Genomic DNA, 22,700 nt, shown 5'->3' with positions numbered 1-22,700 from the left:
TCCGCGCCGCCCCGGGCGTCAGCGTTGCTTGGGGTCCACGAGACCGGCCCGGCGCAGCGCCTCGGCCATCGCGTCGTTGGCGGGCGGCGGGCCCTGCCGCTGCGGCTTCTGCCCCCGCTGGCCACCTCGCTGCCCCTGACCCTGGCCCTGCTGCCGTCGGCCCTGACCGCCGCCCTGGCCACCGCCTTGACCGCCGCCGCCCTGCCGCTGCTGGGGCGGACGCCCGCCGCCCCGCTTCGGCTGCTCCCCGTCGGAACCGGCCGCGGCGGGCTCGTCGTCCAGCCGGAGTGTCAGCGAGATCCGCTTGCGCGGGATGTCGACGTCCATGACCTTCACCTTGACGATCTCGCCGGGCTTGACGACGTCGCGCGGGTCCTTGACGAAGGTCTTCGACATGGCGGACACGTGCACCAGCCCGTCCTGGTGCACCCCTACGTCGACGAACGCGCCGAACGCGGCCACGTTTGTGACGACGCCTTCGAGCACCATCCCGCCGGCCAGGTCGGAGATCTTCTCGACGCCGTCCTTGAAGGTCGCCGTCTTGAAGGCGGGACGCGGGTCGCGACCGGGCTTCTCCAGCTCCTTCAGGATGTCCGTGACCGTGGGCAGGCCGAAGGACTCGTCCACGAAGTCGTCCGGCTTCAGCGAGCGCAGCGCCCCCGTGTTGCCGATCAGCGAACCGACCGCGCCACCCGCCGACTTCACCATCTTGCGCACCACGGGGTACGCCTCCGGGTGCACGCTCGAGGCGTCCAGCGGGTCGTCGCCGCCGCGGATGCGGAGGAAGCCCGCGCACTGCTCGTACGCCTTCGGGCCGAGCCGGGCCACGTCCTTGAGGCCCTTGCGGTTCTTGAAGGGGCCGTTCGCGTCGCGGTGCGAGACGATGTTCTCCGCGAGGCCCGCGCCGATGCCGGAGACCCGGGCGAGGAGCGGGGCGGACGCGGTGTTCACGTCGACGCCGACGCCGTTCACACAGTCCTCGACGACCGCGTCGAGCGAGCGTGAGAGCTTCACCTCGGAGAGGTCGTGCTGGTACTGGCCGACGCCGATCGACTTCGGGTCGATCTTCACCAGTTCGGCCAGCGGGTCCTGCAGGCGCCGGGCGATGGAGACCGCGCCGCGGATCGACACGTCGAGGTCGGGCAGTTCCTGGGAGGCGAAGGCCGAAGCGGAGTACACGGAGGCGCCCGCCTCGGAGACCATCACCTTGGTGAGCTTCAACTCGGGGTGCTTGTCGATGAGTTCGGCGGCGAGCTTGTCGGTCTCGCGCGACGCCGTGCCGTTCCCGATGGCGATCAGGTCGACCTCGTGCTCCCGGGCGAGCTTCGCGAGCGTGGCCAGGGCCTGGTCCCACTTGTTCGCGGGGACGTGCGGGTGGATCGTGTCGGTCGCGACGACCTTGCCGGTGGCGTCGACGACAGCCACCTTCACACCCGTACGGAAACCAGGGTCGAGGCCGAGTGTCGCGCGCGTGCCCGCGGGCGCCGCGAGCAGCAGGTCGCGCAGGTTCGAGGCGAAGACCCGCACCGCCTCGTCCTCGGCGGCGGTCCGCAGCCGCAGCCGCAGGTCGATCCCGAGGTGGACGAGGATCCGGGTCCGCCAGGACCAGCGGACCGTGTCCTGGAGCCACTTGTCGCCGGGCCTGCCGCGGTCGGCGATCCCGAAGCGGTGGGCGACGATGCCCTCGTACGAGGACGGGGTCCCCGGCGTGGCGTCGGTCTCCTCGGGCTCCAGGGTGAGGTCGAGGACCTCTTCCTTCTCGCCGCGCAGCATGGCGAGGACGCGGTGCGAGGGGAGCTCGGTGAAGGGCTCGGCGAAGTCGAAGTAGTCGGCGAACTTGGCGCCCGCCTCCTCCTTGCCCTCGCGGACCTTGGCGGCGAGCCGGCCGCGCACCCACATGCGCTCGCGCAGCTCGCCGATGAGGTCGGCGTCCTCCGAGAACCGCTCGGCGAGGATCGCCCGGGCGCCGTCGAGCGCGGCCTGCGGGTCGGCGACGCCCTTGTCGGCGTCCACGAACGCGGCGGCGGCGGCCTGCGGTTCGACGGACGGGTCCGCGAGCAGCCCGTCGGCCAGCGGCTCCAGGCCCGCCTCGCGGGCGATCTGGGCCTTCGTGCGCCGCTTCGGCTTGAAGGGCAGGTAGATGTCCTCGAGCCGCGCCTTGGTGTCCGCCTCGCGGATCCGCGTCTCCAGCTCGTCGGTGAGCTTGCCCTGCTCGCGGACCGAGTCGAGGATCGCGGCGCGGCGGTCCTCCAGCTCGCGCAGGTAGCGCAGCCGCTCCTCGAGCGTGCGCAGCTGCGCGTCGTCGAGCATCTCGGTCGCTTCCTTGCGGTAGCGCGCGATGAAGGGCACCGTGGACCCGCCGTCGAGCAGGTCGACGGCGGCCTTCACCTGCCGCTCCCGTACGCCGAGCTCCTCGGCGATCCTGCCTTCGATGGTCGCAGGGGTGGACGTCTTCAAAGCTGCCACGTTCCGGTACCGCCTTCTCGCTGAGGTTGCCGGGCAATTGTGGCAGGTGGCGCCGACAGAGGGTGATCAGACCCGGCGGGTACGCCCCGTACGGCCGGTCCGCCGGCCGGTGCTCCGCCCGCCCCGCCCCGCGGAACGGGAGGCTCCGCCGAACAGCCGCGCCACGGCCCGGAACGGCAGGGTGACGACGGTGGCGATGGCCCCCGCGATCTGGCGCAGTACGTCCGCTATGGCACGGAACATGGGTGTCCCCTCTCGTCTCCCGGCGCGGCCGGGGTGCCGGCCGGGAGACGTCCGGGTACCTCGGAGCGGCGGAGCCATGCCGATCCGGCCCTCAGCGCTTGCCGAGCAGGTCCGCGGGGAACGCTCCGGCCTGCAGCGCGGTCCCGGTGAACAGGGTGCCCAGCTCCGTCAGCCGCTCGACGCCGGCGGCGCCCAGGTGCTCGTACGGCGCCCGGTCGAGGCGGTCCGTCTCGGCCTCGACGTCCCGGCGCAGCGCCACGCCCGCCTCCGTCAACTCGCCCTCACCGTCGAGCAGTCCGCGCCCGCGCAGCCGCTCGACCGCGGCGTCCCACTCCTCCTGGTTCCAGCCCCGGGTGGCGAAGACCCACTTCGGCCGGGTGCCCTTGCCGGTCGCGGCGTGGGTCACCATGGCCTCCAGGCCGTCGAGTTCGGCGGAGAGCAGCACGGCGAGGTGGCCGTCGCCGCGGTGTTCGCGCAGCAGTGTCGCCGCGTGCCAGTACGCGAGGTGCGGCTCGTCGGGGACGGGCAGATCGGCGTGCGCGGCGTACAGGGGACGGGCGCCGCGGGTGCAGGCCTCGGTGGCGCGCAGCGCGAGCCCGGCGGCCTCCGCCATCTCCGGCGAGCCGACCAGCTCGTCGCCGAGGAGCCGGCGCAGCGTCGCGTCGACGACGCGCATGCGTGCGCCGCGCACCTCGGTGGGGACGGCGCTCTTCCACACCTCGGGCACGTGCGCGGCGACGAGCTCGTACTTGTAGTTGTAGAAGGTGGCGGCAACCGTGCCGGGGCCGACGGCGCCCAGGGCCGCCGCGCGCAGGGCGAAGTTGACCGCCGCGCGGTGCGTCACCCCGAACGCGGCCATCTCCCGCGCGGCGTCGGGCGAGAAGTAGTGCGTCGAGTGCAGCGCGTTGAGCACGCCGTGACAGCGGCGTCCCGCGCGCGGGGGCAGTGCCGCGGCCGTGGGGGAGGTCGTCGAAGAGGTCATGGGTGCACGGTACCTACTGGTTGGTATGTCGTCCGCAGGAGCCCCGGTGCACGGGGTCCACGCGGTCTCCCAATGGCAGGAAAGGTGGGGTGCTCGTCATTGCGGCCATCGGGGGCCGGGCGAAGAATCGGGGCATGGAGCAGCGAACCGTCCTGGTCGTCCTCTTCGACGACGTCCAGAGCCTCGACGTCACGGGCCCCGTGGAGGTGTTCGCGGGGGCCGCACCCGCCCTCGGCGACCCGGAGAGCGGCTATCGCGTGCGCACCGCCTCCCTGGACGGCGCCCCCGTACGCACGTCCAGCGGCCTCACCCTGGTCCCGGACTCCGCGCTGGCCGACGCCCCCGCGCCGCACACCCTGCTGGTCCCCGGCGGACCGGGCACCCGCCCCGCCGACCCGGCCCTGACCGACTGGCTGCGCACCCACGGCCCGCGCGCGCAGCGCCTCGTCTCGGTCTGCACCGGCGCCATCCGGCTCGCCGAGGCGGGCCTCCTGGAGGGGCGCCGCGCGACGACGCACTGGGCCTACTGCGAGAAGCTGGCCAGGGACCATCCGGGAATCGACGTCGATCCGGACCCCATCTACGTGCGCGACGGCCGCGTCGCGACATCCGCCGGGGTCACCGCGGGCATCGACCTGGCCCTCGCGCTGGTCGAGGAGGACTTCGGCCGTGAGGTGGCGCTGACCATCGCCCGGCACCTGGTGGTCTTCCTGCGGCGGCCGGGCAACCAGGCACAGTTCAGCGTCCAGCTGGCCGCGCAGACCGCGCGGCGCGAGCCGCTGCGCGAGGTCCAGCAGTGGATCACCGAGCACCCGGACGACGACCTGTCGGTCGAGGCGCTCGCCGCCCGCGCCCGGCTCTCGCCCCGGCACTTCGCCCGCGCCTTCCAGGCGGACACCGGGCTCACGCCGGGCAAGTACGTCGAGCGCGTCCGTATCGAGCACGCCCGCCGTCTGCTCGAGGACACCGACGACGGGGTCGAGCAGGTCTCGCGCGCCAGCGGCTACGGCACTCCGGAGGCCATGCGCCGCGCCTTCGTCAGGACGCTCGGCGCGGCGCCCGCCGAGTACCGCCGCCGTTTCCACCCACTCCCGGCCGTACCGGCCGGGGCATCCGCCAGTCGCCCCACACGTCACCCCACCCCTCACTCCAACCGATAGGGACACCATGCAGATCGCCATCGCCCTGTACGAGCGCTTCACCGTCCTGGACGCCATCGGCCCGTACCAGATGCTGAACTCACTGCCGGGTCACGAGACCGTCTTCGTGGCCGAGCAGGCGGGGCCCGTGCGCGACGACAGCGGCTCCCTCGCCCTCGTCGCCGACAAGTCCTTCGCCGAGGTCCGCAGCCCCGACATCGTGGTGGTGCCCGGCGGCCCGGGGCAGAGCGACCAGATGGAGAACGAGGCGCTCCTCGACTGGCTGCGCACGGTCGACGCCACGAGCACCTGGACGACGTCGGTGTGCACGGGCTCCTTGGCGCTGGCCGCGGCCGGTCTCCTGAAGGGCCGCCGCGCCACCTCGCACTGGTGTGCCCTGAGCGAGCTGGACCGGCTCGGTGTCGAGTCGACGGGGGAGCGGGTCGTCTTCGACGGCAAGTACGTCACCGGAGCGGGCGTCTCCGCGGGCATCGACATGGGCCTGACGCTGGCGGGCCGGATCGCGGGCGACGAGCACGCGCAGAGCGTCCAGCTGATGACCGAGTACGACCCCCAGCCGCCCTACAACGCCGGGTCCCCCGAGAAGGCGCCCGCGCACATCGTCGCGAAGTTCCGCGACCGGAGCCGATTCCAGCAGTAGGCGCGGGCCGGGCGGCTCAGCCGGTCCGCGGGGACCAGGTGAAGTCCGGCGGCCTGCGCTCCAGGAAGGCGGCGACACCCTCGGCGGTGTCGCCGCTGCCGCGTGCCTGCAGCGTCCAGTGCGCGTCCCGGTCCGTGCGCCCCGCCGCGAACTCCTTCGCCGCGGCCTGGGTCAGCTGCGAGCGCGAGGCGAGGACCCGGGTGAACTCCGCGACCCGCTTGTCCAGACCGTCGGCCGGCAGCACCTCGTCCACCAGGCCGGTGCGCAGCGCCCGCTCCGCGTCGATCAACTCGCCGGAGAAGAGCAGGTACTTGGCGGCGGAGGGGCCCACGAGCGAGACCAGGCGGCGCGTGGACGACGCCGGGTAGACGATGCCCAGCTTGGCCGGTGTGACGCCGAAGGAGGCGCCCTCGTCGGCGAACCGCAGGTCGCACGCGCCCGCCAGCTGGGCGCCGCCGCCCACGCAGTAGCCGCGCACGGCGGCGAGCGTCGGCTTGGGGAAGGCGGCGAGGGCGTCCTCGGCCCTTACCGCGGCGTCCTGCGCGGTGCCCGGCGACTCGCGCAGCGAGGAGATGTCGGCCCCCGCGCAGAAGGTGTCGCCCGCGCCGGTGAGCACGACGGCACGCACGGCCGGGTCGGCGCCGAGGGCCGCGAAGAGCGGCGGCACCTGGCCCCACATGTCCGCGGTCATGGCGTTGCGCTTGGCCGGATGGTCGATGACGACGGTGGCGACACCGTCCGTGACGGTGTGCCTCAGCTGCGGCTCCATGCGCCGGATGCTATCCGCACCCCTCGAACGTACGATCAAGAAGGGTGGAACAGAAGGTACATAAAGGAGCGCAGGGCGCACATGGGGCGCGGAAGGCTCTGCCGAGCGAGAGGGAGACGCTGATGGCCCGACCCAAGGACGCCAGGACCACCGGACCCACCGGGCCGGGGACCGGCAGAGCGGGTGCCCGGGGCGCCAAGCTCAGCCGCGGCTTCGGCTGGCTCGCCCTGCTCGGCGTGATCCTCGCCGTGGCCGGGCTCGTCGGCCTCGTCTACACCGGCGTCGCCACGCTGACCTCGATGCTCCTGTTCGGCTGGCTGCTGCTCGTCGGCGGCGTCGTGGGCCTGCTGCACGCCGTGCAGTCACGGGGCACCAGCTTCTTCTGGCTGGGTGTGGTCGTCGCCGCGCTGAACCTCGCGGCGGGTGTCGTGATCATCCGCAGGCCCGAGGTGGCGGCGGAGGCGCTGACCATGTTCGCGGCCCTGCTCTTCCTCACGGGCGGAGTGTTCCGCCTGGTCGGCAGCCTCGTGGTGCGCGGCCCGCAGTTCGCCCTGACCCTGCTGCAGGGCGCCTTCGGCCTGCTGATCGGCATCCTGGTCCTCGCCGAGTGGCCCAGCAGCAGCCAGTACGTGATCGGGTGCTTCTTCTCCCTCGCGCTGCTCTTCGACGGCCTCGGTCTGATCGCCACGGGCATCGGAGGGCGCCGCATCGTCAGCCTCGTACAACCTGAAGAACAATTGAAATCGGAACAACAGGGGCAGGATCAGTCGCACAACTGACGGCGTCATGCGCCACCGATCAAATCCCGTCGATAGTCGCTGACTTCTGGTCAGCGACGCGGTCCGGGCCGGGGCGTTCCCAACACTCGATGTGTGGCGACAATCGAGCGCAAGGGCGGCGACCGGACGATGGAGAACGGCGGGAGGCGGCCCGGCCCACTCCCCGGCGACGACGGACCATTGCCCTACGAGGGCGTATGGCGTTTCACCGCCCCCGCCGTCGACGCCTCCGTGCCCCAGGCGCGGCACGCGGTGCGCGACCTGCTGGCCCGGCAGGGCGTGCCGGCCCCGGACGACCTCGTCCACGGCCTGCTGCTCATCGTCTCCGAGCTGGTCACCAACGCGGTGCGCCACGCGGCCCTGCTCTCGCCGATGCTCGCGGTGGAGATCGCCGTGGGCGCCGAGTGGGTACGGGTGTCCGTCGAGGACAACCACCCCTACCGCCCGACGGCCCTCGTGGCGGACCACGGCCAGACGGGCGGCAGGGGACTTCTCCTCGTCCGCGAGATCACCGAGGAGGCGGGCGGCGCCTGCGACGTCGAGCACACCGCGAGCGGGGGGAAGGTCATCTGGGCGGCGCTGCCCCTCAAGCCCGGCGGTTGAGGCGCCTCTCGCGGTGCGCCCCGACCGGACTCAGGAACCGGCCGAGACCGGTGAGTCCGTCCGGTCGCCCACCGAGTCCTGGGTGACGGACTTCGGTATCGCCCGGTCCTCGCGCAGGGCGTTCCAGACCTGGTGCGAGGCCTTGTCCAGCGGCTTGACCCGGCCCGCGTCCTGCGCGTCGTAGGTGACCGGCATGGTCACCATGTCGGTGTGCTCGGGGCTGATGTCCTTCAGCTCCTTGGCGAGGCCCAGGAGCTTGTCCGCGGAGGCCAGGTCGGAGTCGGCGCTGACGGTCTTGGTCGCGGTGTCCGCCAGGCCGTAGGACTTGCCGGGGTCGCCGAGCGGGTCGACGGTGTGGACGCGGTGGATCAGGGCCTTGACGAAGGCCTGCTGGAGCTGGATGCGGCCGAGGTCGCTGCCGTCGCCCACGCCGTGCCGGGTGCGGACGAGCTCGAGCGCCTGCTTGCCCTTCAGCGTGTGCTTGCCGGCGGTCAGCGAGAGACCGCTGTTGTGGTCCTTGATGGCCTTGTGGGTGGTGATGTCCACGCCGCCGAGCTCGTCGATGAGCTTCTGGAACCCCTTGAAGTCGACTTCGAGGTAGTGGTCCATGCGGACGCCCGACATCTTCTCCACCGTCTTCACGGTGCAGGCGGGCCCGCCCACCTGGTAGGACGAGTTGAACATGGCCTGCTGAGCGCCCGCCGCGCCGCCACCGTGGGACTGCGCGCACTGGGGCCGCTGGACCATGGTGTCGCGCGGAATGCTGACGACCGAGGCCTTCTTGTGGGTCTTGTCCACGTGCAGGACCATCGCCGTGTCGGCCCGGGCGCCGCTGACGCCGCTGCCGTACTCGCCGTGCGTCCCGGCCCGGGAGTCGGAGCCGAGCAGGAGGATGTTCATCGAACCGTCGCGCTGCTCGGCGGGCCGGTCCTTGCCCAGGGCGGCGTTCACGTCCGTGCCCTGGATGTTGCCGTTGAGGTGCTGCCAGGCGTAGGCCACGCCTCCGCCACCGACGATGACCGCGCCCAGGGCGCCCCACGCGACGTAGCGCAGGGCCTTCTTCCGGGGCTTGCGTCGGGAGCGGCGTACCCGCGCGGGCCCGTAGTGGGGCGCCGCGGGGCCGTCGGCCGGGTGCGCCGGGTGCTCGTTCCCGCTCTCGTGCGGCATGCGCTGACTCTCCTCGTCGACCGGGCGGCTCAGTAGGCGGAGTCGACGTTGTCGATGGAGCCGTACTTGTCGGCGGCGTAGTTGGCGGCCGCGGTGATGTTGGCGACCGGGTCGGTCAGGGAGTTTGCGGTGCCGTCGACGTGGTAGGCGTCGAAGGTCGGCTGGATGACCTGGAGCAGGCCCTTGGACGGGGTGCCGTTCTGCGCGTTGACGTCCCAGCCGTTCTGGGCGTTCGGGTCGCCGGCGGACTCGCGCATGATGTTGCGGTGCAGGCCCTCGTAGGAACCGGGGATGCCCTTCGACTTCATGATGTCGAGGGACTCGCGGATCCAGCCGTCGAGGTTGTCGGCGTGCGGCTTCTTGGCGGCCTGCGCCTGCGCGGCGGCCGCCGTGCCGACCTTGGCCGACTCCGCTGCGTGCGCGGCGGAGGGCGCCATCGTGAGGGCCGCTGCCGCGGCACCGGCGGTGGCGATGCCGGCGACGGAGAACTTGCGGAAGCGGGCGGCACGGTTCGGCGTCTGGGTCGTGGCCATGCGGGGATAACTCCTCAGTGGGGACGTGGGGGGCTCGATCCGAAGGCGGGCTTCTGTGCCCGGTGGGGATCCGGGAGCCCCGGAGACCTCAGCCAGAGTTAGGGGTGCCGGGCGCTGGGCGCAATGGTGTGACGTACTACCCCGGTACGCAGACGTCCCCGGGCAAAGCGGCCCATACCCGCGCCTCGGCCCCCGGCCCCCGCCCTCACCCCGCTACTACCGTCCTTAGCATGTGACGTGGCCCCTATGAGTGGGCTCACAGGCCCAGGCCCCCCGATATGGCCTGGGTCACCGACATGACGACGGCCCGGGCGGTTCCCACCGGCCCGAGCCGTCTCCCGGTCTCCCGGGGTCCCCCATCCCTTGGTGCGCCGCCTAGGCGCCGGTCTCCGAGCGGTCACCGCCCCAGAGCGTGTGGAACGACCCCGCGCGGTCGACCCGCCGGTAGGTGTGCGCGCCGAAGAAGTCCCGCTGGCCCTGGGTGAGCGCGGCGGGCAGCCGTTCGGCGCGCAGCCCGTCGTAGTACGCGAGCGCCGCCGCGAAGCCCGGCGTCGGCACGCCCTGCTCGGTCGCGGCGACCAGGACGGCCCGCCAGTCGTCCTGCGCCCCCGCGATCTCGTCCGCGAAGCCCTTGTCCGACAGGAGCGAGACCAGGCCGGGCCGGGCCTCGTAGGCGGCGGTGATCCGGTCCAGGAACGCCGCCCGGATGATGCAGCCACCGCGCCAGATACGGGCCACCGCGCCCAGGTCGATGTCCCAGTCGTACGTCTCGCTGCCCGCGGCGACCTCGTGGAAGCCCTGCGTGTACGACACGATCTTCGAGGCGTACAGCGCCTGCTCGACCTGGTCGGCGAAGGCACCGGCCGCCGCTCCGCTCAGGGGCTCGGCCGTGGGGCCCGCGAGCTCCTTCGACGCGGCGCGCAGGTCGGCGTGGCCCGACAGCGAGCGGGCGAACACCGCCTCGGCGATGCCCGACACCGGCACGCCCAGGTCCAGCGCGATCTGCACCGTCCAGCGCCCGGTGCCCTTCTGCTCGGCCTGGTCCTGCACGACGTCCACGAAGGGCTTCCCGGTGGCGGCGTCCACGTGGGAGAGGACCTCCGCCGTGATCTCGATCAGGTACGAGTCGAGGCGGCCCGTGTTCCACGTGCGGAAGACGTCGGCGATCTGCGCGGGGGAGTACCCGGCCACGTCCCGCAGCAACTGGTAGGCCTCGCCGATGAGTTGCATGTCGGCGTACTCGATGCCGTTGTGCACCATCTTCACGAAGTGACCGGCGCCGTCCGGGCCGACGTGCGTGACGCACGGGGCGCCGTCCTTCGCCTTCGCGGAGATCTTCTCCAGCATCGGGCCGAGCGAGGCGTACGACTCGGTGCTGCCGCCCGGCATGATGCTCGGCCCGTGCAGCGCACCCTCCTCGCCGCCGGAGACGCCGGTGCCGACGAAGTGGATGCCCTGCTCGCGCAGCTCCTTCTCGCGGCGCCGGGTGTCGGCGAAGTGCGCGTTGCCACCGTCGACGATCATGTCGCCGGGCTCCAGGAGCGGCGCGAACTCCTTGATCACCGCGTCGGTCGGCTCACCGGCCTTCACCATGATCACGAGGCGTCGCGGCCGTTCGAGGGCGGCCACGAACTCCTCGGCGGTCTCGGCCGGCACGAAGATGCCCTCCTCGCCGAACTCCCGCACCAGGTCGTGGGTGCGGGAGGCGGTGCGGTTGTGGAGGGCGACCGCGTACCCGTTGCGGGCGAAGTTGCGGGCGAGGTTGCGCCCCATGACGGCGAGGCCCGTGACCCCGATCTGGGCTGTAGTGCTCATGCCTGTCGCTCCTGGGAAGAGGGGTGGAAACGCCATTGTTCAGCGCCGCGGCTGCCGCACATGGTGCCCTCTTCCCGGGCGGCGTGTCTCAGTTGCCGGTCGTGACGTGCACGTAGTCCACGACGAGCTGCTGGGGGAAGGAGGTGCTGCCGTTCGGGTCGCCGGGCCAGTAGCCGCCGACCGCGAGGTTGAGGATGAGGAAGAAGGGCTTGTCGAAGACCCAGCGGTTGCCGTTCAGGTCGGCCGGGGTGCGGGTCTGGTAGACGGTGCCGTCCACGGACCAGCTGACGCGGTTCGGCGACCAGTCCACGGCGAACGTGTGGAACGTGTCCGCGAACGCCTGGCCGCCGGGCAGCGTGTAGCCCGCGCCGATCCCGCCCGAGCCGGAGTAGCCGGGGCCGTGCAGGGTCCCGTGCACGGTGCCCGGTTCGAAGCCGACGTTCTCCATCACGTCGATCTCGCCGCTGCCGGGCCAGCCCACGCTGCCGATGTCGGCGCCGAGCATCCAGAACGCGGGCCACATGCCCTGGCCGCGCGGCACCTTCATGCGGGCCTCGACGTGGCCGTAGGTCTGGGTGAACCTGCCCGCGGTGTTCAGGCGGGCCGAGGTGTACTCGCACCTGCCGTACCAGCACTGGTAGTTGCCGGGGTTCTCCTTGCGGGCGGTGATGACCAGGTTGCCCCGGCCGTCGAGTGCGGCGTTCTTGTTGCCCGAGGTGTAGTACTGCCGCTCGTGGTTGTTGACGTTGTCGCCCGTCTCGATCTGCCACTTCGAACCGTCGACCGCCGACCCGGCGGGGCCGTTGAAGTCGTCGGTGAACGAGGCCGCCGCGGCCGCCGGTGCGGGGGCGGGGGATCGGGGCGCGGGCTCGGCGGAAGCCGAGGGGAGCACGGCGAGGCTCGCGGCGCCGCAGGCAAGGGCGAGCGCGCAGAGCTTGGTGCGGCGGCGGGGGGAGGTGTGCACGGTCATCACATCGCTTCGCGTGGGGGCGGTGGCAGATGGGGCATGCGCATGACAAATAACGCCGGGACCCGTCCGCGGCGAGGGGGCGACCGCGGCGGTCCGGCTGTCTTCACTTCGTTCAGTACTTGGTTCAGTACTTGATTTAAGGCAGACTCCGAGCCCTCGTCAAGGAGTTAGCGCGTACCAAGGGCCCTGGCGCGCGGCTCACCGTGCGGGCATCGAGCGGTACATGCCGATCGAGTCGTGCGTGGCCGTGTCGGCGAAGCCGAACTTCTCGTAGAGGAAGCGCGCCGGGCCGTCGGCGATCAGCGAGACGTACGCGGTCGCGGGCGCGCGGCGCTCCAGCTCCCCGGTGAGCGCGGCCATGATCCGCTTGCCGAGGCCCTGGCCCTGGTGGTCCGGGTGCACGCAGATGTCGACGATCTGGAACGCGGTGCCGCCGTCACCGATGATGCGGCCCATGCCGACGGGCTCTCCCTCGTGCCGCAGCACCACGCCGTACCAGGTGTTCGGCAGGGCGAGGGCGACGGCCTCGGGCGCCCGGTCGGAGAGGCCGGCCACGGTGCGCAGGTGGCGGAAGGTCTCGACGGACGGCACTCCCGCGCGGAGCTCGTAAGAGTCACTATCGGCATGCATGCATTACATGCTAGCGAACCGCCGCCGGACCGGAGTCCGGCGGCGATCCCGTGACGGTCCGGTTGGCTACCAGCCCGCGGAGGGCCCGGTCAGCTCCTTGATCGCGGGCCGGGCCGCGTCGAGCACGGTCATGAACCACGCGGAGAACGGCTCGCGCTCGTGGCGTTCGGCCAGCTCCGCGGCCGTCACGAACGCGGTCCCGCCGATCTCGTCGGGGTCCGGGCTCAGCGCGGCCTGCACCATGCCCACGAAGAGGTGGTTGAACTCCTGCTCCACGAGCCCCGAGTCGGGGTCCGGGTGGTTGTAGCGCACCGTGCCCGCCTCGGCGAGCAGCGACGGCGAGACGCCGAGCTCCTCGTACGTACGCCGCGCGGCCGCCGCGAACGGCGCCTCGCCCGGATAGGGGTGGCCGCAGCAGGTGTTCGACCAGACGCCGGGGGAGTGGTACTTGCCGAGGGCGCGCTGCTGGAGAAGCAGGCGCCCCTGCTCGTCGAAGAGGAAGACGGAGAACGCCCGGTGCAGCTGCCCGGGCGCCTGGTGCGCGGAGAGTTTCTCCGCTGTGCCGATCGTCCTGCCGTCCTCGTCGACGAGTTCGAGCAAGATCGCTTCTCCGGCGCCGTTCGACGAGTCGTTCGCCGCGGTGGCAGGTGTGATCGGCATACCCATCCTTCGCTTCGGTCTTCGAGTCCCAAGTCTGCCGTACGTTCCGGACGCCCCCGGCACTTCGGGGACCCGCATGTCCCGCCGCGCCGGGGCGCCCGGTGAGGCGGTCAGACGCCGAAGGCGGCCGGATACTGGATCGTGCCCCGCGCGGGCCCAGCGGAATCGCCGGATCCGTCCAGTACGAGCGCCATCATCGCCTCGTCGGGCACCTCGAAACCTGGCCGGATTCCGTACCCGGAAGCGGGCTTGAATCCGAACCGCGGATAGTACGAGGGATGCCCGAGCACGAGGACGAGCCGCTCCCCACGCGCGCGTGCCGCGTCGAGCAGCGCGCGGACCACGGCCGATCCCGCCCCCGTCCGCTGGTGTGCGGGCAGGACGGCCACGGGGGCGAGGGCCAGCGCGGGCGCCCCGCCCACCAGGCAGCGGGTGAGCAGCGCGTGCGCGGCCACGGAGCCGTCGGGCGCCTCGGCGACGTACGACAGGCCCGGCAGCCAGGCCCCGGGATCGGCGCGCAACGCGTCGACCAGGTCGGCCTCCGCCTCGGTCGCGAAGGCGGCCGCGTGCACGGCGTGCACCGCGGCGACGTCCGACGCGGTCTCGGGACGGGTCGGCCAGGTGTCCGTGGGCCGCAGGACGTAGCCCGCGTAACCGAACTCCGTGCCGTGCTCGCGCCGCATCGCGATCTCCTCGCGGGTGGCGGCGAGCGCCTCGGCCATGCCGGGAGCGCGGGGGTCCGCCGCGTCCGCGCGCGCGGCCAGCGGCCCGTAGTACTCGTCCCAGTCGGACTCGGGCTGCGGGTGCACGCCGAGCACGGAGTACCCGGCGCCGGTCGCGGCCCGGAGGTTCTCCGCGCCGGTACGGAGGGCGTAGTGCCGGTCCCAGAAGGCGCGGGCCGCGGCGGACGGCTCGGCTGTCGTCCACTCGCACTCGGTCAGGACGAGCGCCCCGCCGGGAGCGAGCAGCCGCCGCCAGGCGCGCAGCGCGGTGTCGAAGCCGATGGAGTAGACCGAGCTCTCGGCCCAGACCAGGTCGAACGAGCCGTCCGGGAAGGGGAGTTCGGCCATGTCGGCGTTGAGCGTGGTGATCGATCCTTCGAGCCCGTGTGCCCGCGCGGCCGCGCGGAGCTCGTCGAGGAACGGCTCGTGCAGATCGACGGCGGTCACCTCGGCGCCGGCCTCGGCGGCGAGGAGCAGTGCGGCCCTGCCGGGGCCGCAGCCCAGGTCGAGGACGCGCGGCCGCGCGGGCGGCGCTCCCGCGAGGGAGAGCAGCCGCCGGGTGGTGGCGTCGGAGCCGGGGCCCTGCCGGTCGAGCCCGTGGTGCAGGGCGAAGAAGGCATGGCTGAGCGCAGTGTGGTCGGTCAACGTGGGAAACCCTTGAGTGAGGGGCCCGCGGACGTACGGAGCGTCAGGCGCGAGCCCGGGAAGCGGGGATGCACGTGTCGCCGCGCGGAGCAGCGTCGGCCGCGACAGTCATCAACCCACCTCCAGAGAACTCAAGAACGCCGGCCACGATAACACCGAAGGTGATATCGGCGAAGGTGATATCGGCGCCGTGCGCCGGAGCGGCGGGGGCCGGGGCGCAGAGCCTGTTCCGAACCAAGGACAGGTTCTCAGTGGCAGAGCTTCGCCTCGTGCTCCGCGTGTCCGCTCGGCTCCAGCTGGAAGGTGCAGTGCTCGACGTCGAAGTGGTCGCCCAGGCAGCCCTGCAGCTCGTGCAGCATCTTCTCGTGGCCGATGGAGTCGAGGGTGTAGGAGCTCACCACCACGTGGGCGGAGAGCACCGGCAGGCCCGAGGTGATGGTCCAGGCGTGCAGGTCGTGGACCTCCTCGACGCCCGGCAGCTCGAGGATGTGGGCCCGCACCTCGGCCATGTCGACCCCCTTGGGAGCCGACTCGAGGAGCACGTTCAGGGTCTCCTTCAGGAGCTTGACCGTACGCGGGACGATCATGAATCCGATGACGAGCGAGGCGATCGGGTCGGCGGCCTGCCACCCGGTGGCCATGATGACGACGGCGGCGATGATGACCGTGACCGAGCCGAGGGTGTCCGCGACGACCTCCAGGAAGGCGCCCCGCACATTGAGACTGTCCCGCTGGCCGCGCATCAGCAGGGACAGCGAGATCATGTTCGCGACGAGACCGAAGACGCCGAAGTAGACGGCGAGGCTCCCCTCGGTCTGCGCGGGCGTGATGAACCGCTCGACCGCCTCGTACAGCACGTAGCCGCCCACGCCGAGCAGCAGCAGACAGTTGGCGAGCGCGGCGAGTATCTCCGCGCGGGCGTAGCCGAAGGTGCGGTTCTCGGTCGGCGGCCTGTTCGCGAAGTGGATCGCGAGCAGGGCCATGCCGAGGCCCAGGGCGTCGGTGGCCATGTGCGTCGCGTCCGCGACGAGCGCGAGCGAGTCCGCCATGACACCGCCCACGATCTGGGCCACCATCACCGTGAGCGTGATGGCGAGGGCCGTGCGGAGGCGGCCCTTGTAGGCGTTGGCCGCCGTCCCCGTGGCCGGTACCCCGTGCGTGTGTCCGTGATCGTGCCCAGCCCCCATGGAGCCGCCTCCCCAGTGGTCGTCGGTTCTGCCGTTCGCCGGTCGCGCGACCACAGTGAACTACGGGTGGGGGGTATCTGGCAACGCGGCACTGAACACCGTTGTCATCTCCCTGACCTGCGAAAATGGCAATGATTGCCGTCTGGCGGAGGGGTGCAGGTCAGGGCGTCGGAACGATCAGCCGCGGACCGCTCCGGGGTGGTGCAGACACCAGCCCGCCCACGCGGACTCGACCATCTCGCGCACCCCGCGCCGGGCCGTCCAGCCGAGCTCATCGGCCGCCCTGCGGGCGTCGGCCACGGCGCGCGGGGCGTCGCCGGGGCGGGCCGGCTCCACCACTGCGGGCCGGGTGTCGCCGCTCACCTCGCCGATGAGCGTGACGAGTTCGCGTACGGAAACACCGCGCCCCCGCCCGATGTTCACCGTCAGATCGCCCTCGGCGCCCGCCGCGAGCCTGCGGGCCGCCGCGAGGTGTGCCTCGGCGAGGTCGCAGACGTGCACGTAGTCACGGACGCAGGTGCCGTCCGGGGTCGGATGGGTGTCGCCGAAGATCCGCGGCGCCTCGTCGCGCCGCAGCCGGTCGAAGACCATCGGGATCACGTTGTAGACGCCGGTGTCCGCGAGCTCGGGGGAGGCGGCGCCCGCCACGTTGAAGTACCGCAGGCAGACGGTCCCGATGCCGTGCGCCCGCCCCGCCGCCCGCACCAGCCACTCACCGGCGAGCTTCGTCTCGCCATAGGGGCTGACCGGGACGCAGGGAGTGTCCTCCCGTACGAACTCCGCGTCCGGCGGGTCTCCGTACACCGCGGCCGACGAGGAGAACACGAACCGCTTGATGCCCGCCTCCGCCACCGCTTCGAGCAGCGTCGTCAGGCCTCCCAGGTTCTCCCGGTAGTAGCGCAGCGGCTGCTCGACCGACTCCCCGACCTGCTTGCGGGCCGCGAGATGCACCACACCGGTGACCCCGTGCTCGGCGAAGACCCGGCGCAGCAGCGCCCCGTCCAGCGCGGAGCCCTTCACGAGGGGCATGTCCGCGGGCAGGCGCTGCGGTACGCCCGACGAGATGTCGTCCAGTACGACGACGCCCTCCCCGGCACCGGCCATGACCCGCGCCACATGGGCCCCGATGTATCCCGCTCCACCTGTGATCAGCCATGTCATGGGCGCCCACCCTAAGCGAACACCGGGGGGCGGGCCCGCCACGGGGACAGGTGGCCGCTATGCGGGCAAGCCGGGCGCGGGGCGGGCGCGGTTTGTGGCGGCGGCCCCCCATCCACCATGATGATCGCGAAGCCGAGGCCCTCGCAGGCCGCCCTTATCGGGGCGTGAACGGGTGATGAACGCCCGCTTCCCATCATCCGATAGCCTCAGCCGACGTGCCGCCCGGCCGCCATGGCCAGGGGCGCTCCCCTTACACATGTGCCCGGCGCGAGCCGCGCCGGTACTCAAGGAGTGACTTCGTCTGTCGACCGCCATCCTCACCGGTCAGCCGGTCCCCGGGTCGCCGCTCGAAGGCGATCTGCGGTCCCTGGGCTTCGACGTGCGGGTCGCCTCCGACGCGGCGGACGTCGAGACGCTGCTTGCCGCCGTGCCGGGCGACCAGCGGGTCGCGGTCGTCGACGCGCGCTTCGTCGGTCACGTCCACGCCCTGCGCCTCGGCCTCACCGACCCCCGCTTCGCCGCCAGTGCCGTCCCCGGCGCCGTCACGGCCAAGCCGGAGGCCCGCACGGAACTGACGCGCGCCCTGCGGGCGAGCGCGGGAACCGCGGGCGGCGTCATGACGCTCGACGCGCTCCCGCACGACATCGCGGCGGCCATGGAGTCCGGCGCCGTCGACGTGCACCGCCCCGACCTCGGCACCCTCGTCGCCACCGTGCCCAGCGATCCGCAGGCCCGCAACGAGGCACGCCAGGCCGTCGCCGCCGTCGACGACGAGGCCGTACGCCTGCGCACCGCGGTCAAGTCGCGCGACGGCTTCTTCACCACGTACTGCATCTCCCCCTACTCGCGCTACATCGCCCGCTGGTGCGCCCGCAGGGGCCTCACCCCGAACCAGGTCACCACCGCCTCGCTGCTCACCGCCCTGATCGCGGCGGGCTGCGCGGCGACCGGCACCCGCGGCGGCTTCGTCGCGGCGGGCCTGCTGCTCCTCTTCTCCTTCGTCCTGGACTGCACCGACGGGCAGCTCGCCCGCTACTCCCTGCAGTACTCGACGCTGGGCGCCTGGCTGGACGCGACGTTCGACCGCGCCAAGGAGTACGCCTACTACGCGGGCCTCGCGCTCGGGGCGGCCCGCGGTGGCGACGACGTGTGGGCGCTCGCCCTCGGCGCGATGGTCCTGCAGACCTGCCGGCACGTCGTGGACTTCTCCTTCAACGAGGCGAACTCCGACAGCACGGCCGCCACGGCCAACACCAGCCCCACCGCGGCCCTCTCGGACAAGCTCGACAGCGTCGGGTGGACGGTCTGGGTGCGCCGCATGATCGTGCTGCCCATCGGTGAGCGCTGGGCGATGATCGCCGTGCTCACCGCGGTGACCACGCCGCGCATCACCCTGGTCGTCCTGCTCATCGGCTGCGCGCTCGCGGCCTGCTACACCACGGCCGGACGTGTCCTGCGCTCGGTGACCCGCAAGGCGACCCGCACCGACCGCGCCGCGCACGCCCTCGCCGAGCTCGCCGACAACGGCCCGCTCGCCGACGCCTTCGCCGCCCTGAGGCCCCGAGTCACCTGGCTGCGGCCCGCCCCGGTCCTCGCCTTCGTCGGCGGAGCCGTCGTCGTCGCCGCGACCCTGACCGCCCCCTACGGCGGCCCCGCCGTCGTGGCCGCGGCCGCGCTCTACGTCGCCCTCTCGGGCCTCGCCCTGATCATGCCCCTCAAGGCCCCCCTCGACTGGCTGGTCCCGCCGTTCTTCCGCGCCGCCGAGTACGGCACGATCCTGGCCCTGGCGGCCCGGGCCGACGTGGACGGAGCGCTTCCGGCGGCTTTCGGGCTCGTGGCCGCGGTCGCCTACCATCACTACGACACGGTGTACCGCATCAAGGGCGGCACCGGTGCGCCCCCGCGCTGGCTGGTGCGGACGATCGGCGGCCAGGACGGCAGGACCCTCGTGGTCGCGCTGGCCGCGACCTTGCTGCCCGCCACAGATTTCCCCGTCGCGCTCACGGCACTCGCCGTGGCCGTGGCACTCGTGGTGCTCGTCGAGAGCATCCGCTTCTGGGTGACCGCCCACAAAGTCGGCGCACCCGCCGTACACGATGAAGGAGAACCCGCATGATCGGCCTCGTGCTCGCGGCAGGCGCCGGACGGCGTCTTCGCCCCTACACCGACACCCTGCCCAAGGCTCTGGTGCCGGTCGACGGTGAGACCACGATTCTCGACCTGACGCTCGGCAACTTCGCCGAGATCGGTCTGACCGAGGTCGCGATCATCGTCGGTTACAAGAAGGAGGCCGTCTACGAGCGCAAGGCGGCGCTCGAGGCGAAGTACAACCTCAAGCTGACCCTGATCGACAACGACAAGGCCGAGGAGTGGAACAACGCCTACTCCCTGTGGTGCGGCCGTGACGCGATCAAGCACGACGTGATCCTCGCCAACGGCGACACCGTGCACCCGGTCTCCGTCGAGAAGACGCTGCTCGCCGCGCGCGGCAACGGCCAGAAGATCATCCTCGCCCTCGACACGGTGAAGCAGCTCGCCGACGAGGAGATGAAGGTCATCGTCGACGACGCCAAGGGCGTGCAGCGCATCACCAAGCTGATGGACCCCTCCGAGGCCACCGGCGAGTACATCGGCGTCACCCTCATCGAGGGCTCCGCCGCCGACGAGCTCGCCGACGCCCTGAAGACCACCTTCGAGCGCGACCCCGACCTCTACTACGAGGACGGCTACCAGGAGCTCGTCAACCGCGGCTTCAAGGTGGACGTGGCCCCGATCGGCGACGTCTCGTGGGTCGAGATCGACAACCACGACGACCTCGCCAAGGGCCGGGAGATCGCGTGCCAGTACTGACGAGGCTCATCCCCTCGCCGGTCGTCGTCGACATCCGGCCGGGGGCGATCGACGACCTGGCCGGAGTCCTGGCCGACCAGCGGATCTGCTCGTCGACCGGCAAGCTCGCCATCGCCATCAGCGGTGGCTCGGGCGCGGTGCTCCGCGAGCGGCTGATGCCGTCGCTGAGCGGCGCGGAGTGGTTCGAGGTCGGTGGCGGCACGCTCGACGACGCCATCAAGCTCGGCGAAGCCATCAGGAAGTCGGGCCGCTACGACGCGATCGTCGGCCTCGGCGGCGGCAAGATCATCGACTGTGCCAAGTTCGCCGCGGCGCGCGTGGGTCTGCCGCTGGTCGCCGTCGCGACGAACCTGTCGCACGACGGCCTCTGCTCGCCCGTCGCCACCCTGGACAACGACGCGGGCCGCGGCTCGTACGGCGTGCCGAACCCCATCGCGGTCGTGATCGACCTCGACATCATCCGCGAGGCCCCGGTCCGCTTCGTCCGCTCCGGCATCGGCGACGCGCTGTCCAACATCTCCGCGATCCGTGACTGGGAGCTGGCCGCCCGTGAGCGCGGCGAGGACATCGACGGCCTCGCGGCCGCCATGGCCCGCCAGGCCGGCGAGGCGGTTCTGCGCCACCCCGGCGGTGTCGGCGACGACGCCTTCCTGCAGGTCCTGGCCGAGGGCCTGGTCCTCACCGGCATCGCGATGTCCATCTCCGGCGACTCCCGCCCGGCGTCCGGCGCGTGCCACGAGATCAACCACGCCTTCGACCTGCTCTTCCCCAAGCGCGCCGCCAGCCACGGCGAGCAGTGCGGCCTGGGCGCGGCGTTCGCGATGCACCTGCGCGGTGCCCGCGAGGAGTCGGCGTTCATGGCCTCGGTGCTGCGCAGGCACGGTCTTCCCGTGCTGCCGGAGGAGATCGGCTTCACCGTGGACGAGTTCGTCCAGGTCGTGGAGTTCGCTCCGCAGACCCGGCCGGGCCGCTACACGATCCTCGAACACCTCGACCTGTCCACCGACCAGATCAGGGACGCATACGCCGACTATGCAAAAGCCATCGGTAGCTGAGCTCCGCCCGGTTGTTCACCCCCCGGGTGTGAAGGACCGGCGGAGCGGCGAACACTGGGCCGGCCGGCTCTACATGCGCGAGGTCTCCCTGCGTATCGACCGGCACCTGGTGAACACGAAGGTCACGCCCAACCAGCTGACCTACGTGATGACCGTGGCCGGCGCCCTCGCCGCCCCGGCCCTGCTGGTGCCCGGGATCACGGGCGCCGTGCTCGGCGTGCTCGCGGTCCAGCTCTATCTGCTGCTCGACTGCGTCGACGGCGAGATCGCCCGCTGGAAGAAGCAGTACTCGATGTCCGGGGTCTACCTGGACCGGGTCGCCGCCTACCTGTGCGACGCCGCGGTCCTGGTCGGCTTCGGTCTGCGGGCCGCCGACATCTGGGGCTCGGGGCGCATCGACTGGCTGTGGGCCTTCCTCGGCACGCTGGCCGCGCTCGGCGCGATCCTGATCAAGGCCGAGACCGACCTCGTCGGCGTCGCCCGCCACCAGACGGGCAAGGAGCCGGTCAAGGAGTCCGCGGCCGAGCCGCGCTCCTCCGGCATGGCGCTGGCCCGCAGGGCCGCCGCGGCGCTGAAGTTCCACCGGCTGATCCTCGGTGTCGAGGCGTCGCTGCTGATCCTGGTGATCGCGTTCGTGGACCAGGCCAGGGGCGACCTGTTCTTCTCGCGCCTGGGCGTGGCCGTCCTCGCGGGCATCGCGCTGCTGCAGACCCTGCTCCACCTCGTGTCCATCCTCGTATCGAGCAGGTTGAAGTGAGCACCCCGGCACAGAAGCTGAAGGTCGGCGCCGTCATCATCACGATGGGCAACCGGCCGCAGGAGCTGCGCGCCCTCCTCGACTCGGTCGCCAAGCAGGACGGCGACCCGGTCGAGGTGGTCGTGGTCGGCAACGGCGCCCCCGTCCCCGAGGTTCCCGCGGGCGTACGCACCGTCGAGCTGCCCGAGAACCTCGGCATCCCCGGCGGCCGCAACGTCGGCATCGAGGCCTTCGGCCCCGGCGGCACCGACGTCGACATCCTGCTCTTCCTGGACGACGACGGCCTGCTCGCGAACATGGACACGGCCCAGCTGTGCCGCGAGGCCTTCGCCGCCGACGCGGAGCTCGGCATCATCAGCTTCCGCATCGCGGACCCGGAGACGGGGGAGACCCAGCGCCGCCACGTGCCGCGCCTGCGGGCCTCCGACCCGATGCGCTCCTCGCGCGTGACGACCTTCCTCGGCGGCGCCAACGCCGTCCGTACGAAGGTCCTCGCCGAGGTCGGCGGTCTGCCCGGCGAGTTCTTCTACGCGCACGAGGAGACCGACCTCGCCTGGCGCGCGCTGAACGCCGGCTGGATGATCGACTACCGCTCGGACATGGTCCTCTTCCACCCCACGACGGCCCCCTCCCGGCACGCGGTCTACCACCGGATGGTGGCCCGCAACCGCGTCTGGCTGGCCCGTCGCAACCTCCCCGCCCCGCTGGTCCCGGTCTACCTCGGTGTCTGGATGCTGCTCACCCTCGCCCGGCGCCCCTCGGGCCCGGCCCTGAAGGCCTGGTTCGGCGGCTTCAAGGAGGGCTGGACCACGCCCTGCGGACCTCGCAGGCCCATGAAGTGGCGTACGGTGTGGCGGCTGACCCGACTCGGTCGACCTCCTGTCATCTGACAAGCTCGGGTCTGAG

21 protein-coding genes and 1 pseudogene are annotated in these 22,700 nt (G+C 72.0%); 9 read left to right on the top strand and 13 right to left on the bottom strand.

Features of this window, described 5'->3' with window-relative positions; all coding sequences use genetic code 11:
- Positions 1-18: 18 nt before the first annotated feature.
- The 3 genes and pseudogenes from ACZ69I_RS19900 to ACZ69I_RS19890 all read right to left on the bottom strand — a co-directional run bounded on the left by ACZ69I_RS19900 (position 19) and on the right by ACZ69I_RS19890 (position 3,691).
- On the bottom strand, positions 19-2,466 hold the full coding sequence (locus ACZ69I_RS19900; protein ID WP_470833583.1) for a Tex family protein: 2,448 nt from the start codon (positions 2,464-2,466) through the stop codon (positions 19-21).
- Positions 2,467-2,577: 111 nt separating this feature from the next.
- Positions 2,578-2,709, bottom strand: a pseudogene (locus tag ACZ69I_RS19895) (LPFR motif small protein); the annotation flags it as partial.
- A gap of 91 nt (positions 2,710-2,800) precedes the next feature.
- Positions 2,801-3,691 carry an SCO6745 family protein gene (locus ACZ69I_RS19890; protein ID WP_470833582.1) on the bottom strand — a complete coding sequence of 297 codons (891 nt, stop codon included), beginning with the start codon at positions 3,689-3,691 and terminating at the stop codon, positions 2,801-2,803.
- A gap of 134 nt (positions 3,692-3,825) precedes the next feature.
- On the opposite strand from ACZ69I_RS19890, the gene ACZ69I_RS19885 reads away from it, so the two are divergent.
- A complete protein-coding gene (locus ACZ69I_RS19885; RefSeq protein WP_470833580.1) occupies positions 3,826-4,851 on the top strand; it encodes a GlxA family transcriptional regulator in 1,026 nt (341 codons plus the stop codon).
- A 7-nt stretch (positions 4,852-4,858) separates the two neighbouring features.
- Positions 4,859-5,491: a DJ-1/PfpI family protein gene (locus ACZ69I_RS19880; protein WP_470833578.1), complete on the top strand. Its 633-nt coding sequence runs from the start codon at positions 4,859-4,861 to the stop codon at positions 5,489-5,491.
- Between the two features lie 16 nt (positions 5,492-5,507).
- Here ACZ69I_RS19880 and ACZ69I_RS19875 read toward each other — a convergent pair whose 3' ends face one another.
- A complete protein-coding gene (locus ACZ69I_RS19875; protein WP_467673206.1) occupies positions 5,508-6,260 on the bottom strand; it encodes an enoyl-CoA hydratase/isomerase family protein in 753 nt (250 codons plus the stop codon).
- 122 nt (positions 6,261-6,382) lie between these two features.
- Here ACZ69I_RS19875 and ACZ69I_RS19870 point away from each other — a divergent pair, with 122 nt between their 5' ends.
- A complete protein-coding gene (locus tag ACZ69I_RS19870; RefSeq protein WP_470833576.1) occupies positions 6,383-7,039 on the top strand; it encodes an HdeD family acid-resistance protein in 657 nt (218 codons plus the stop codon).
- 129 nt (positions 7,040-7,168) lie between these two features.
- The gene (locus ACZ69I_RS19865) at positions 7,169-7,642 is read left to right on the top strand and encodes an ATP-binding protein (RefSeq protein ID WP_467673878.1); all 474 of its coding nucleotides are present in this window, start codon (positions 7,169-7,171) and stop codon (positions 7,640-7,642) included.
- Positions 7,643-7,672: 30 nt separating this feature from the next.
- Here the strand turns inward: ACZ69I_RS19865 and ACZ69I_RS19860 are convergent, their stop codons facing one another.
- The 9 genes from ACZ69I_RS19860 to galE all read right to left on the bottom strand — a co-directional run bounded on the left by ACZ69I_RS19860 (position 7,673) and on the right by galE (position 17,132).
- A complete protein-coding gene (locus ACZ69I_RS19860) occupies positions 7,673-8,809 on the bottom strand; it encodes an LCP family protein (protein ID WP_470833574.1) in 1,137 nt (378 codons plus the stop codon).
- Between the two features lie 29 nt (positions 8,810-8,838).
- On the bottom strand, positions 8,839-9,342 hold the full coding sequence (locus ACZ69I_RS19855; RefSeq protein ID WP_470833572.1) for a transglycosylase SLT domain-containing protein: 504 nt from the start codon (positions 9,340-9,342) through the stop codon (positions 8,839-8,841).
- Positions 9,343-9,717: 375 nt separating this feature from the next.
- The gene (gndA, locus tag ACZ69I_RS19850; RefSeq protein ID WP_470833570.1) at positions 9,718-11,157 is read right to left on the bottom strand and encodes an NADP-dependent phosphogluconate dehydrogenase; all 1,440 of its coding nucleotides are present in this window, start codon (positions 11,155-11,157) and stop codon (positions 9,718-9,720) included.
- An 88-nt stretch (positions 11,158-11,245) separates the two neighbouring features.
- On the bottom strand, positions 11,246-12,127 hold the full coding sequence (locus ACZ69I_RS19845; protein WP_467673198.1) for a glycoside hydrolase family 16 protein: 882 nt from the start codon (positions 12,125-12,127) through the stop codon (positions 11,246-11,248).
- A gap of 198 nt (positions 12,128-12,325) precedes the next feature.
- Positions 12,326-12,757: a GNAT family N-acetyltransferase gene (locus ACZ69I_RS19840; RefSeq protein ID WP_470833569.1), complete on the bottom strand. Its 432-nt coding sequence runs from the start codon at positions 12,755-12,757 to the stop codon at positions 12,326-12,328.
- Between the two features lie 66 nt (positions 12,758-12,823).
- Positions 12,824-13,417 (bottom strand): isopentenyl-diphosphate Delta-isomerase, encoded by a 594-nt coding sequence (gene idi, locus ACZ69I_RS19835; protein ID WP_467673194.1) that lies wholly within the window; start codon positions 13,415-13,417, stop codon positions 12,824-12,826.
- A gap of 110 nt (positions 13,418-13,527) precedes the next feature.
- Entirely contained in the window at positions 13,528-14,784 is a 1,257-nt protein-coding gene (locus tag ACZ69I_RS19830; protein WP_470833567.1) for a GNAT family N-acetyltransferase, read from the bottom strand.
- Between the two features lie 248 nt (positions 14,785-15,032).
- Entirely contained in the window at positions 15,033-15,971 is a 939-nt protein-coding gene (locus tag ACZ69I_RS19825; RefSeq protein WP_470833565.1) for a cation diffusion facilitator family transporter, read from the bottom strand.
- Between the two features lie 177 nt (positions 15,972-16,148).
- Complete coding sequence (galE, locus tag ACZ69I_RS19820; protein WP_470833563.1) at positions 16,149-17,132, bottom strand: UDP-glucose 4-epimerase GalE; 984 nt, start codon at positions 17,130-17,132, stop codon at positions 16,149-16,151.
- Positions 17,133-17,433: 301 nt separating this feature from the next.
- On the opposite strand from galE, the gene ACZ69I_RS19815 reads away from it, so the two are divergent.
- From ACZ69I_RS19815 to ACZ69I_RS19795, 5 genes are read left to right on the top strand one after another with little or no spacing between them, the layout of a single operon-like run.
- Positions 17,434-19,248 (top strand): DUF5941 domain-containing protein, encoded by a 1,815-nt coding sequence (locus ACZ69I_RS19815; RefSeq protein WP_470833841.1) that lies wholly within the window; start codon positions 17,434-17,436, stop codon positions 19,246-19,248.
- Positions 19,245-19,982 carry a phosphocholine cytidylyltransferase family protein gene (locus tag ACZ69I_RS19810; RefSeq protein WP_467673186.1) on the top strand — a complete coding sequence of 246 codons (738 nt, stop codon included), beginning with the start codon at positions 19,245-19,247 and terminating at the stop codon, positions 19,980-19,982. Before ACZ69I_RS19815 ends, ACZ69I_RS19810 begins: the two co-directional genes overlap by 4 nt.
- Positions 19,970-21,037 (top strand): iron-containing alcohol dehydrogenase family protein, encoded by a 1,068-nt coding sequence (locus ACZ69I_RS19805; protein WP_467673184.1) that lies wholly within the window; start codon positions 19,970-19,972, stop codon positions 21,035-21,037. The genes ACZ69I_RS19810 and ACZ69I_RS19805 overlap by 13 nt, the downstream gene beginning before the upstream one ends.
- On the top strand, positions 21,015-21,794 hold the full coding sequence (locus tag ACZ69I_RS19800) for a CDP-alcohol phosphatidyltransferase family protein (RefSeq protein WP_389712071.1): 780 nt from the start codon (positions 21,015-21,017) through the stop codon (positions 21,792-21,794). Before ACZ69I_RS19805 ends, ACZ69I_RS19800 begins: the two co-directional genes overlap by 23 nt.
- A gap of 17 nt (positions 21,795-21,811) precedes the next feature.
- Positions 21,812-22,684 (top strand): glycosyltransferase family 2 protein, encoded by an 873-nt coding sequence (locus tag ACZ69I_RS19795; RefSeq protein WP_467673873.1) that lies wholly within the window; start codon positions 21,812-21,814, stop codon positions 22,682-22,684.
- The last annotated feature ends 16 nt before the right edge of the window (positions 22,685-22,700 follow it).

The sequence above is a fragment of the Streptomyces sp. NPDC036815 genome (assembly GCF_055609205.1).
Note: the sequence above shows the minus strand (reverse complement) of the source record. Positions and strands in the feature narration are given on the sequence as shown.

Coding starts and splice junctions, on each gene's coding strand:
- ACZ69I_RS19860 (WP_470833574.1), bottom strand. CDS start 8,809: ATGCCGCACGAGAGCGGGAACGAGCACCCGGCGCACCCGGCCGACGGC.
- idi (WP_467673194.1), bottom strand. CDS start 13,417: ATGCCGATCACACCTGCCACCGCGGCGAACGACTCGTCGAACGGCGCC.
- ACZ69I_RS19875 (WP_467673206.1), bottom strand. CDS start 6,260: ATGGAGCCGCAGCTGAGGCACACCGTCACGGACGGTGTCGCCACCGTC.
- ACZ69I_RS19825 (WP_470833565.1), bottom strand. CDS start 15,971: ATGGGGGCTGGGCACGATCACGGACACACGCACGGGGTACCGGCCACG.
- ACZ69I_RS19890 (WP_470833582.1), bottom strand. CDS start 3,691: ATGACCTCTTCGACGACCTCCCCCACGGCCGCGGCACTGCCCCCGCGC.
- ACZ69I_RS19855 (WP_470833572.1), bottom strand. CDS start 9,342: ATGGCCACGACCCAGACGCCGAACCGTGCCGCCCGCTTCCGCAAGTTC.
- ACZ69I_RS19880 (WP_470833578.1), top strand. CDS start 4,859: ATGCAGATCGCCATCGCCCTGTACGAGCGCTTCACCGTCCTGGACGCC.
- ACZ69I_RS19800 (WP_389712071.1), top strand. CDS start 21,015: ATGCAAAAGCCATCGGTAGCTGAGCTCCGCCCGGTTGTTCACCCCCCG.
- ACZ69I_RS19810 (WP_467673186.1), top strand. CDS start 19,245: ATGATCGGCCTCGTGCTCGCGGCAGGCGCCGGACGGCGTCTTCGCCCC.
- galE (WP_470833563.1), bottom strand. CDS start 17,132: ATGACATGGCTGATCACAGGTGGAGCGGGATACATCGGGGCCCATGTG.
- gndA (WP_470833570.1), bottom strand. CDS start 11,157: ATGAGCACTACAGCCCAGATCGGGGTCACGGGCCTCGCCGTCATGGGG.
- ACZ69I_RS19870 (WP_470833576.1), top strand. CDS start 6,383: ATGGCCCGACCCAAGGACGCCAGGACCACCGGACCCACCGGGCCGGGG.
- ACZ69I_RS19845 (WP_467673198.1), bottom strand. CDS start 12,127: ATGACCGTGCACACCTCCCCCCGCCGCCGCACCAAGCTCTGCGCGCTC.
- ACZ69I_RS19840 (WP_470833569.1), bottom strand. CDS start 12,757: ATGCATGCCGATAGTGACTCTTACGAGCTCCGCGCGGGAGTGCCGTCC.
- ACZ69I_RS19885 (WP_470833580.1), top strand. CDS start 3,826: ATGGAGCAGCGAACCGTCCTGGTCGTCCTCTTCGACGACGTCCAGAGC.
- ACZ69I_RS19865 (WP_467673878.1), top strand. CDS start 7,169: ATGGAGAACGGCGGGAGGCGGCCCGGCCCACTCCCCGGCGACGACGGA.